10 protein-coding genes and 1 pseudogene are annotated in these 9,995 nt (G+C 40.1%); 8 read left to right on the forward strand and 3 right to left on the reverse strand.

Translation table 11 applies throughout. The features are described from left to right. Positions 1–490, reverse strand: a pseudogene (locus FCR06_RS31420) (IS1 family transposase); the annotation flags it as partial. A gap of 300 nt (positions 491–790) precedes the next feature. Between FCR06_RS31420 and FCR06_RS31425 the strand changes: the two are divergent. Further along, positions 791–1,093 (forward strand): threonine dehydratase, encoded by a 303-nt coding sequence (locus FCR06_RS31425; protein ID WP_138506765.1) that lies wholly within the window; start codon positions 791–793, stop codon positions 1,091–1,093. Positions 1,094–1,165: 72 nt separating this feature from the next. On the opposite strand, the gene FCR06_RS34070 is transcribed toward FCR06_RS31425, so the two are convergent. Further along, on the reverse strand, positions 1,166–1,330 hold the full coding sequence (locus FCR06_RS34070) for a hypothetical protein (protein ID WP_223280387.1): 165 nt from the start codon (positions 1,328–1,330) through the stop codon (positions 1,166–1,168). 236 nt (positions 1,331–1,566) lie between these two features. On the opposite strand from FCR06_RS34070, the gene FCR06_RS31435 reads away from it, so the two are divergent. The 7 genes from FCR06_RS31435 to FCR06_RS31460 all read left to right on the forward strand — a co-directional run bounded on the left by FCR06_RS31435 (position 1,567) and on the right by FCR06_RS31460 (position 8,421). After that, a complete protein-coding gene (locus FCR06_RS31435; RefSeq protein ID WP_039754244.1) occupies positions 1,567–1,911 on the forward strand; it encodes a hypothetical protein in 345 nt (114 codons plus the stop codon). 141 nt (positions 1,912–2,052) lie between these two features. Continuing rightward, a complete protein-coding gene (locus FCR06_RS33250; RefSeq protein ID WP_189523661.1) occupies positions 2,053–2,226 on the forward strand; it encodes a hypothetical protein in 174 nt (57 codons plus the stop codon). 221 nt (positions 2,227–2,447) lie between these two features. Next, on the forward strand, positions 2,448–3,107 hold the full coding sequence (locus tag FCR06_RS31440) for a hypothetical protein (RefSeq protein ID WP_138506767.1): 660 nt from the start codon (positions 2,448–2,450) through the stop codon (positions 3,105–3,107). Positions 3,108–3,682: 575 nt separating this feature from the next. Then, entirely contained in the window at positions 3,683–4,741 is a 1,059-nt protein-coding gene (locus tag FCR06_RS31450) for a chlorophyll a/b binding light-harvesting protein (RefSeq protein WP_138506769.1), read from the forward strand. Positions 4,742–4,824: 83 nt separating this feature from the next. Beyond that, positions 4,825–6,342, forward strand: coding sequence for a chlorophyll a/b binding light-harvesting protein (locus FCR06_RS31455; protein WP_138506771.1), 1,518 nt, complete (start codon positions 4,825–4,827; stop codon positions 6,340–6,342). 145 nt (positions 6,343–6,487) lie between these two features. Continuing rightward, complete coding sequence (locus FCR06_RS33255; protein WP_189523662.1) at positions 6,488–6,643, forward strand: hypothetical protein; 156 nt, start codon at positions 6,488–6,490, stop codon at positions 6,641–6,643. Between the two features lie 11 nt (positions 6,644–6,654). Continuing rightward, positions 6,655–8,421 carry a serine/threonine-protein kinase gene (locus tag FCR06_RS31460; RefSeq protein ID WP_138506773.1) on the forward strand — a complete coding sequence of 589 codons (1,767 nt, stop codon included), beginning with the start codon at positions 6,655–6,657 and terminating at the stop codon, positions 8,419–8,421. A 326-nt stretch (positions 8,422–8,747) separates the two neighbouring features. Here the strand turns inward: FCR06_RS31460 and FCR06_RS31465 are convergent, their stop codons facing one another. After that, a complete protein-coding gene (locus tag FCR06_RS31465; protein ID WP_138506775.1) occupies positions 8,748–9,656 on the reverse strand; it encodes a LysR family transcriptional regulator in 909 nt (302 codons plus the stop codon). Positions 9,657–9,995: the final 339 nt, after the last annotated feature.

Consider the following 9,995-nt stretch of genomic DNA (forward strand, 5'->3'; position numbering starts at 1 on the left):
GTTGTCGTCCTAAGACCCAGGCTAAAATACCTTGGTTGTCGTCCTAAGACCCAGGCTAAAATACCTTGAGTAAAGTGATTTACTGCTGTCCACAGCCAGATTTTGTTTTGTCTTGAAAAGTTTGCTCAACGGGGGGAACCCCCGCACGCAACTTTTCGCTTTTTGAACCTATAAATGTCTCTAATTCATCTAGTTCTCCAACTTCTGGTATAGCATCTTCTTCTGGTACGTCTGGCAGCTTTTCTCCTATTTGTTTTACCCAAGAAATTATAGTAGTATGATGTACACCTTTAACCTGTTCAATCCCACGAAAACCGATACCATTAAGATACATTTTTAAACATTCTTGTTTAAGTTTCTCTGAGTATCCTTTTGGCGGATCGTACACATCAATAAATTGGCGCTCGCAGTTATTACAGATGTGATTTTGTTTACCTCTCCATTTTCCATTCTTTCTAATTTCCGTAGACTCACAGTATGGACATTGCACAGTAGATGACCTCAATTCATCCCTCTATTATGCAACACCGAAAATATAATTGGGTAAATCTTCCTCAAGGCTGACCTAGCCAAATTAACCTGAATTCTCTAATTGTTCAACTCAAAAAGCAATGCTTCTAAGTATTGGGATTTATATCGAAAGGTAGAGCCAGCTAATTTGAAAAATTGAGACAACTATAGCTACGAGTAACTCTACTGGTACACTGGTAGAATTTTGGCATAGCAGCAATTTCATCCTCAAATATAAATTAAGTCACAATAATAATAGGTAATTATAGAGGGCGCTACTATGTCTCGTCTCACCCAAATTATTCAGAACTTATTTCTTCGTTTAGAAGGCTTTTTTTCTGTTGTTTTTAAACCGTTGTTAAATTTTGTAAAAAATTTCTTTGGCTATTTTGGCAGCGTCTTCGGATTGACTAACTCTAATTATTTCTTAGAATCCGATCGCGTACAAGATATAAATCAAGAGCCAATTCAAACGGCTCAAAATACGACTTTTGAAACACCCGCTACTACCAGCCGTCGTTCCAATACCAAAAAAGTTGAGGATTACTACATCAAGATGGCGCGTGATGTCAAAAACAACTAATTGGCTGTATAGGCGTAAAGTTGTACAGCTACTCTATAGAACCCATTTGATATCTATGCCTGAGCTAACCGCTTAAGCATGAGTCTGATAAAACATAGATTGAGCTTGGCAGTCGCATGAGGCAATGTTCGCTTCTTCGTTCTTGACCAAACTCTTACATCGTTCCATCCAAGCATTTGAACGTTCTCTTCCACCAACGAGTTGCAACCGAGACAAACCCCGTTTTACCAAGGGCATCTTTTTCTGCCTTCGTGGGTTTGGGTGCCAGTTGGAATCTGAGCTTGGTCATAATCTGAGGATGCTGTTGGAGTACGGCATTTATTTCTCATTTTACCCGTTCTTCCAAGATCCCAAATGGGATTCTATACATTTGCAAGACCGATGCAGAAATACGTCCTGAGAGTTTTGCGATCGCCCATAGCGCTCTTGTAAAATCATTTTCAATTGTTGAGAATTCGCCCAGGAAAAAGTTTATGGCAGATATGTCCGGTCAAGACCCCTCGGAAATCACAATGGCAACGGTTGATGAAGAACGAAAAGGCGCAACTTTCAGCGGTACGGTCATCCTTGGTATAGATCCTGAGGGTGGGGAAGTCGTTTTCTTTAGAGACTTTTTAATTGAAGATTATAAAGGCGAACTTACCGCTTATTTGGCAACAGATGGCGATATAAAGAAAAGCATTGATTTAGGCGAACTCGATCATAAAAGCCCCAGTTTTAGGCTGCCAATTCCGCTGGGAACGGATACATTACCCTACAATACAGTCGTGTTGAGCGACAAAAAAAGCAAGAAAAAAATCCTGACGATCAATCTATAAAATTTGTAACTTAGCTCGTAGTTCAGCCAAATTCGATTGCCCTCCTGTATAGATCTCAAATGGGTTCTATAGGAAATTTGGCGTGCTGGTGGAATAGCGGTATCTCTGTGTGTTTCCCACTGCCACCCACAATTAGAGTATGTGATCGCAAATTATGGAGAATCGATTATTGTCGCTCATCCTGATTTTGAGGATACACTGCAAGCGATCGCCAAATCAAAAAATTTGCGATTTCTTCTCAGCTCACAAAAGCTCCCATCTAATATTGGTAAACTCCCAGAGGTAGATATCGCCAGACGCCCCTTAATTTTCTAGATCAGTGGTACAGCAGGTAAACCAGCTATTTCGGTCAAAGCAATCGTCAAAGTCCAATTTGACTTTGAGTTTTAAACCTCGTAAGTTGTTAAACTATGTACTTACTATATAAGTAGTCATATTAAAGACAAAGAGAGACAAAGTAGTGCTTTAAGATTTATAGTAGTGTCAGGAATTCATTAAATACAGTTTGTAGTTAGATGAAATTTAGAACTTACGTCATGTTTCATCTATCTCTACCGAATATCGCTTTGGTAAATATAGAACCCAAAGACTTTATAGCGGGTACATCCCTTTTAATTTCACTTTTTACTGCTTATTGGAATATTTTGCGTGGTGCAAAATTCGTTAGTCCTCCACTGAGATGGATAACTTTTGGGCGTTTACCAAATCAGGTATTAATTATCAATTTTCCGATTTCTATTACAAATATTGGTAGTCTAACCGGAGTTATTGATGCTTTCTACATTGAATTCAGAAATCTTTCAAGTCGTCAATCTCAAAAATTTTATGCTTGGAAAGAAAGTATCCTTGTTGGTCAAGAGTTCAATTATTCTCAGCCGGAAATACCTACACCTATAGCTCTTAAATCTGGTGAAAGTGTTGTTAAATACTATGTTTTTTATCCTGATTCTTTAGATTTTATGTATGCGTGTGGACTCCACACAATTTCTTTATATGCTTATGTTAATAATTCTCAGAAACCTGTAAAACTTTATGATAAAAAGCTAGACATTGATAGTGTTTTAAACCCAAGCTCGTTCTCGAATGAAATACCTCTGTTATTTAGTTATAATCTAATCCCTACTAAAATACTGAGAGTATCGAATTACGGAGCCGAAGCACCGATGATGTCTATGATACAGATAGCGAGGAAGTAGTCATGGGTGGTCAAACACTGCGTTGAGCTAAACGCTTATTAAGCTTAGTAAATTGGCGAAAATATTGACAGTGTGCGCTGTAGCGAAGGTAGATCCTTTTGTGGATGGGAGACATATCATTCACAGGGTCGTCTGTGTCCTCAACTTCATGGGCAAAGGATAAACCCGACCATTTACTATGGTAGATTCTGCGTTCATCTGGATTGTAATGCAAGAAGGCAGGATTTCACATGTCATAAAAACAGTTTTCAATGACATCCGCGATGTCTGCAATCTTGGTAGTACGCGTTAAGTCAAAGCCAGAGGCGGAACCCTCGTACTCTATTTTATATAGCATCATCCTGACGGCATAGCGATTACCCAGCCTAGTGGCAGAATCGTAACTCGACTGATTTACTCTTCTATCCTTTTTCTTTGGGGCTAGATTTTTCGTACACCCTTACACTCCACCTCAAAAGGGCTTGGTCACCAAGTTTAAATAACTAATGAGATTCGATTGCATTAAGCAAAAATTTAGTGTAAGCTCTTTTTTAACTTGTTGAATAATATTCTCAACAGTTTTAGATAGGTGAAAAATGACAATCTCTAGAAGTCCATTGTCGGTGGAGCAAGACCTTACTGACTCACCTTGGTGGGCTGGTAACGCTAGACTCACCAGCTTATCAGGGAAATTACTAGGCGCTCATGTTGCTCATTCTGGTCTGATAGTTTTCTGGGCAGGTGCCATGACTCTATTTGAGCTGGGGCATTTTAATCCAGCAAAACCGATGTACGAACAAGGCTTAATTTTGCTACCTCACCTAGCTACTCAAGGCTGGGGCGTTGGCGCAAATGGTACAGTTGTGAGTACTTATCCCTATTTCGTAATTGGAGCTTTACATCTAATCTCCTCAGCCTTTCTGGGTTTTGGAGGAATCTTTCATTCCCTACGTGGTCCCGAAAAATTAGAAGGCAAAGTTCCTTTCTTTGGCTACGACTGGTCAGATACGGGTAAAATGACCACAATCCTTGGTATACATTTGGTTTTATTGGGTTGTGGTGCATTTTTGTTAGTCGCCAAAGCAATGTACTTTGGGGGTTTGTACGATCCAAATGTTGAAGATGTGCGGGTAATTACAAATCCAACATTAAACCCATCTGTGATTTTTGGTTATTTATTTGGCGCAATTAGGAAATTTTGGATTGCTGGGGTTGATAACCTCGAAGATGTAGTTGGTGGACACATTTGGGTTGGTGCACTGTTGATTATTGGTGGATTTTTCCACATAGCAACTAAGCCTTTCAGTTGGACGCATCCACTATTTGTTTGGTCTGGAGAAGCTTACCTTTCCTACAGTCTTGGCGCTTTAGCACTGATGGGCTTTATTGCAACTCTGTTTGTATCAGTAAACACCACTGTTTATCCAGAAGTTTTTTATGGGCCAGCGCTCGTAGTTAGGCAGAACATCGTGCCATACTTTTCATCACCTGACCCTGACCTTGTAACTGCCCGGACTTGGTTAGCTAATGCTCACTTTTGGTTAGCTTTCTTCTTTCTCCAAGGTCATATCTGGCACGCTTTGCGGGCACGTGGGTTTGATTTTCGCAAAGGTAGAGTGAGTCAGGAAGCAGTAATTCCACAACCAATTAGCTAAATTTAATTTAATGCAATATATTTGCAATACTTTTTGAGTTAAATCTGAAAAATATTGCAATAAATTCTCAAGGAGTAATAGAGATGACAGCAGTAATTGAAGATAGCCCATACAAGCAACAAATACCTGATGTTGGCTGGTGGGCTGGTAACTTTCGTTTGACTAATCTATCAGGCAAATTATTAGGCGCTCATATTGCCCATTCTGCATTGATTTTGTTATGGGCTGGAGGGATGACGCTGTTTGAGTTGTCGCGCTTCGATCCGAATCTGCCAATGTATGAGCAAGGATTAATCATACTGCCTCATTTAGCAACTTTGGGCCTTGGTGTCGGTGCTGGTGGGCAAGTTATTAGCACCTATCCCTACTTTGTAATCAGCGTCTTGCATCTGATACCCTCTGTAATTTTGGCAGCTGGTGGTATTTACCACTCTCTGCTGGGACCAGAAGTATTACAAGACAATCCTACTTGGGCTGGCTTTTTTGGCTATGACTGGAAAGACAAAGACAAGATGACGACAATCTTGGGCATTCACTTAGTATTGCTAGGCTTGGGTGCTTGGGCTTTAGTTGCTAAGGCGGTATTTTGGGGTGGACTGTTTGACCCTTGGGCTGCTGGCGGTGGAGATGTCAGGATAATCAATCATCCAACGCTCAATCCATTCCGGATTTTTGGCTATTTGTTTGGGGTTTGGGGATCAGAGGGAATGGCAGCTGTTGATAACTTGGAAGATGTTGTCGGCGGTCACATCTGGGTTGGTTTGATGCTAATTGGCGGTGGGATTTTTCACATCTTGACTAAGCCATTTGCCTGGGCACGACAAATTTTAATTTACTCTGGGGAAGCGTATCTGTCTTACAGCATTGGTGCTGTAGCATATATGGGCTTTTTGGCAGCTTACTTTGCGTCAGTCAATAACACCGTCTATCCCGAAGTTTTCTATGGTCCAGTTAGAGTTATAGAAACTTCTACTGGTATAGTTTCTGCGCGTGGTTGGTTGGTAACTTTTCATTTTGTTCTGGCGCTGATATTTCTATTGGGTCACATTTGGCACGCGCTACGCGCCCGTGCGATTGCAGGCGGATTTGATTTTAAAAATGGTGACATGGTTCAGCCACCACGAGTGAATCCTCCAACAAATAATCAAGCAATTTCACTCAATTCTTCTGATTTGACATTGAAGTTTCTCAAATATTTGCCAATTTATCGCCCTGGCATATCTCCTCAAGCGCGGGGATTAGAAATTGGCATGGCTCATGGTTATTGGCTAGTTGGCCCCTTTGCAACATTAGGTTCATTAGGTTTATTAGGTAATTCTAATACAGGTAACTTGTTTGGTTTACTAGCCGCAGGCAGTTTGATTCTCGTACTGACAATTGCTTTTTCAATTTATGGGACTACCAGCTTTGAAAGACAGCAAGAAATCTATCCTCGTTCGGCAGCGGTTGCAACAGTTCCTCGCGTACCACAGACTATCAATTCTACTCAAAGATGGGGTGAGTTTACTGATGGTTTTCTGATTGGTGGCATTGGTGGAGCAATTTTTGCTTATCTGTTGTTGAATAGCGTTACTATATTTGCTGCGATCGCTATTAACTAGATTTAGTCAGCTAACCTTCAAGATTCAGTTATCTGTGTGTCTTTGTGGTTAATGAATTAATTTTTATCACCATAGAGGCACAAAGATACTAAGTAAAATAAAATGCTGATCGCAAGTTGACAGGGCTACACTCAGCATTGACGACATGATCGTAGAACCTAAAGCTTTGCAAGAATGGCGATCGCTAACTTTACTCAATGATGTACGGATTGTCCAAAAATTTTTGAAAGTGCTTATTTATTTGATGCTTTCCGGAAATAAGGAGGTAATGTCAGAAAAACTAAATAAAAGAACTCACTGAGTAACCAGGTCATGATCCACCACATAATTGGTAAATTACTACAAGGACGTTACCAAATTGTCCAAAGCCTTGGTGCAGGGGTGTTTGGACAAACATACATTGCTCTAGATGTAGATTACCCAGACAATGCCAAATGCGTAGTTAAACTGATCAAAGCTAGCAGTTTTGAATCTAGCTACTTGGACACGCTGAGGTTACTGTTTTTAACTGAAACCCAAACCCTCAAGCTTTTAGGAAGCCATGAGCAAATTCCTGAATTTATCGCCTGCTTTGAAGAGAACAAGCGATTTTATTTGGTGCAAGAGTATATTGAAGGACATGCGCTAACTGCGGAATTGCCCATTGAGCAGGAGTGGGGGTCTGTATGGAGTGAAAGGGAAGTTGTAGAATTTTTATTAGATGTCTTAGGTATTCTAGAATTTGTTCATTCTCAAGGCGTTATCCATTGCGATATTAAACCAGAGAACTTAATTAGACGCGCTGGTGATAGTAAGTTAGTTTTAATTGATTTTGGCTCAATCCAGTCGATTGACTTTGGTATAGGTGCAGAATTGCCTATTCATCGAATTCCCGTCACTTCATTGGGATACATACCACCAGAGCAATTTATTGGTGAAACACAGCCCAACAGTGATATTTATGCTCTGGGAATGATTGCTATCCAGGCTTTAACAGGGCTAGAACCACTACAATTAAAGGTTGCTCCTGATACTAATGAAATTATTTGGCGTTCTCCAAATACGCCAGTTAATGATTATTTAGCTGCTGTTCTCAGCCAAATGATTCGCTACGATTACAAAAACCGCTTTCAGTCTGCAGGTGAAGTTCTGCGGGTTCTTCAACAAATAATCTGGGAAAGTCCACCAGTAGAAATATTAACAGCAAATGATAAAATTTCTTTAGAAACAACGATTAAAGATGATTTGAAAAATCCTGCTGAGAGAAAATTATCGCCACTGTTGACAGGAATGAAAGTAGGGTTGGTGGCAAATTCTTTGTTGATGGGATTTGGTGTATATTCTTTAATTAATACTTCAGGTGGTTACTCAGAATCAGAAACTTTAAATCAAGCTAAAAAAGAATATCAAGCAGGGGATTTACAAGAAGCGATCGCCCTAGCTAAATCAATTCCTGCCCACAGCAATGTTTATCCAGAAGCTCAAGCCACAATTGAGGAATGGCAGGAGCAATGGCAAGTAGCTGCACAACAATATCAAATAGCTGTAACTGCTTTTAATAAAAGTAGATGGTCAGATGTTGTGGATGCGGCTCGTCAAATTCCAGATATTTCATACTGGCAATCTAAAATAGATAAATTAGTTCAACAAGCATACATCAATATTGAAGCACAAACCCAAGATTTATTAGCAAAAGCTTACGAAAGTGCCAATATCAAAGATTTTTCTGGTGCCTTACAATATTTGCGTCAAATTCCTAAAGAAAGTTCTGCTGGTGCTATAGTTCAAGACAAATTGGCTGAATACAATCGTAAACGGCAAATCAGAGCAGCTTACTTTTTGAATAAAGCTTACAATCAGGCATCTATTGGTGATTTTAATAGCGCTATCAAGTTTCTGAAAAATATTCCTCAGGATACTTTAGTTTCTGCTGAAGCTCAACTCAAATTGAATGAATATACTCGAAAGCAACGCGTGGTGGCTGAACATCAAAAGGTAGCTTCTGCAAAAAAAGCAAATTTATTTGTTTCTAAAAACTCAAATACTAGAATTGAGTATCTTCAGGGAGTAAATTACCTGCAAGAGGTTAATATCCGGTAGTCACAGGAATTTTTCAATAAATGGATTTTTGAGATAATTTAGGGTTAAATTTATCAGATGGGTAGTTCAATAATGCATAACAGCTTGTCTTGAGATTGCCCAAGAAATTACTGTTGCTCACAGCTTTTGGTAAAATCATCAAGAAATTTATATTAAAATTTAAAAGTATAAAAATAAAATCCCCATTAGTAAATAACATACTGACTGCTGTTGACGGTTAACAGTTAACAGCTAGCAGTCAATAAACTTAGAAAGTAATTGTGCAATTTAAAAGCGTAATATATATTTTATTTCTTGGAAGTTCCTTATTAAGTTCGCCAACAGTATCAGTTTATTTTCTGGAAGTCGCGCGAGCGCATCTTTTGCTCAAGGAACTCTACAAAGACCTTGACTTTCATGGGAATATATTTTCGGCTAGGATAAAGTGCGTTAATTGGGACTGGAGCCAGTGACCATTGAGACAAGACGTTTACTATATTCCCACTCTGTAACTGCTGCTGAAACAGAAATTCTGGCATCAGCCCAATTCCTATTCCAGCAACGATTGCTTCATAAATGGGGGCAACGTCATTGCTGAGTAGTCGTGGACGAAAGGAGAGCGTTACTGTTTCCTGCTGTTCATTGTGCAATGTCCAGGTCACATCGTTCTGACGATGAGCCATACAAAGTAGCGCATGACTGGTCAAATCAGTCATCGACCTTGGTTCGCCAGCGGTTTTGAGATAGGTGGCGCTGGCAAAGAGTTTCATGCGATCTGTGCTAAGGAGCCGCACGACCAGGGATGAATCGTGCAATTCCCCAATCCGAATCGCTAGATCGTACCCTTCTTTGACAATATCCTTGTATTCAGTCGTTGCATGGAGAATGACTCGAATATCGGGATAGGTCAGCAGAAACTCCGGCAAATTGGGTGCGAGAAAAGACTGCGCAAACAACACGGTGGCTGTCACTCGCACAGTGCCTTGCGGATGCCCCTGCAAGCTAGCGATCGCATCATCACCGTCATGTAACGCATCAACAATGGGTAAACAGTTTTCGTAATACAGCCGTCCTTCTTCAGTTAGAGAAACCCGCCGCGTGGTGCGATGAAATAATCGGACTCCTAGCCGCTGCTCTAGCTCATTGACCTTCAGACTGACGGTAGATTTAGGCAAGTCCAGCGTTCGTGCTGCTGCGACAAATCCTCCCAGTTGGGCGACTTTGAGAAATATTAAAACAGCGTTCACGTCATCCATACCTTGCACTCGCTGCGCTCTTGATTATCAAAACGGGAGCTATTGTCCAGCATTATAAACAATCAATCCATAAAAACCATCTTTATCTGCATGAATTAATGAATCATACCTGAAGGGGTGACAAAGGGGCTGAAACAAAGCAAATAAAAGAGCGTGACCGTTTTGAGGTAAAAAAAGATAGGTCAGGTATTCTCAACAAGACCTATCAAATGATAATGTTACCTAAATTCTACCAAACTTGCTTTGAAAATGTACTGACACCTACGCAGTACAAGATGCTAGAAATCTTGCTGATGCTATTGCAATTTCATAAAACTGTGACAATTGAGAAGCTAGCAA

The organism is Nostoc sp. PA-18-2419 (assembly GCF_005869855.1).
In the GTDB taxonomy this organism is placed as follows: domain Bacteria; phylum Cyanobacteriota; class Cyanobacteriia; order Cyanobacteriales; family Nostocaceae; genus Nostoc.

Coding starts and splice junctions, on each gene's coding strand:
- FCR06_RS34070 (WP_223280387.1), bottom strand. CDS start 1,330: ATGCCCTTGGTAAAACGGGGTTTGTCTCGGTTGCAACTCGTTGGTGGA.
- FCR06_RS31440 (WP_138506767.1), top strand. CDS start 2,448: ATGTTTCATCTATCTCTACCGAATATCGCTTTGGTAAATATAGAACCC.
- FCR06_RS33255 (WP_189523662.1), top strand. CDS start 6,488: ATGATCGTAGAACCTAAAGCTTTGCAAGAATGGCGATCGCTAACTTTA.
- FCR06_RS31455 (WP_138506771.1), top strand. CDS start 4,825: ATGACAGCAGTAATTGAAGATAGCCCATACAAGCAACAAATACCTGAT.
- FCR06_RS31435 (WP_039754244.1), top strand. CDS start 1,567: ATGGCAGATATGTCCGGTCAAGACCCCTCGGAAATCACAATGGCAACG.
- FCR06_RS31465 (WP_138506775.1), bottom strand. CDS start 9,656: ATGGATGACGTGAACGCTGTTTTAATATTTCTCAAAGTCGCCCAACTG.
- FCR06_RS31460 (WP_138506773.1), top strand. CDS start 6,655: ATGATCCACCACATAATTGGTAAATTACTACAAGGACGTTACCAAATT.
- FCR06_RS31425 (WP_138506765.1), top strand. CDS start 791: ATGTCTCGTCTCACCCAAATTATTCAGAACTTATTTCTTCGTTTAGAA.
- FCR06_RS31450 (WP_138506769.1), top strand. CDS start 3,683: ATGACAATCTCTAGAAGTCCATTGTCGGTGGAGCAAGACCTTACTGAC.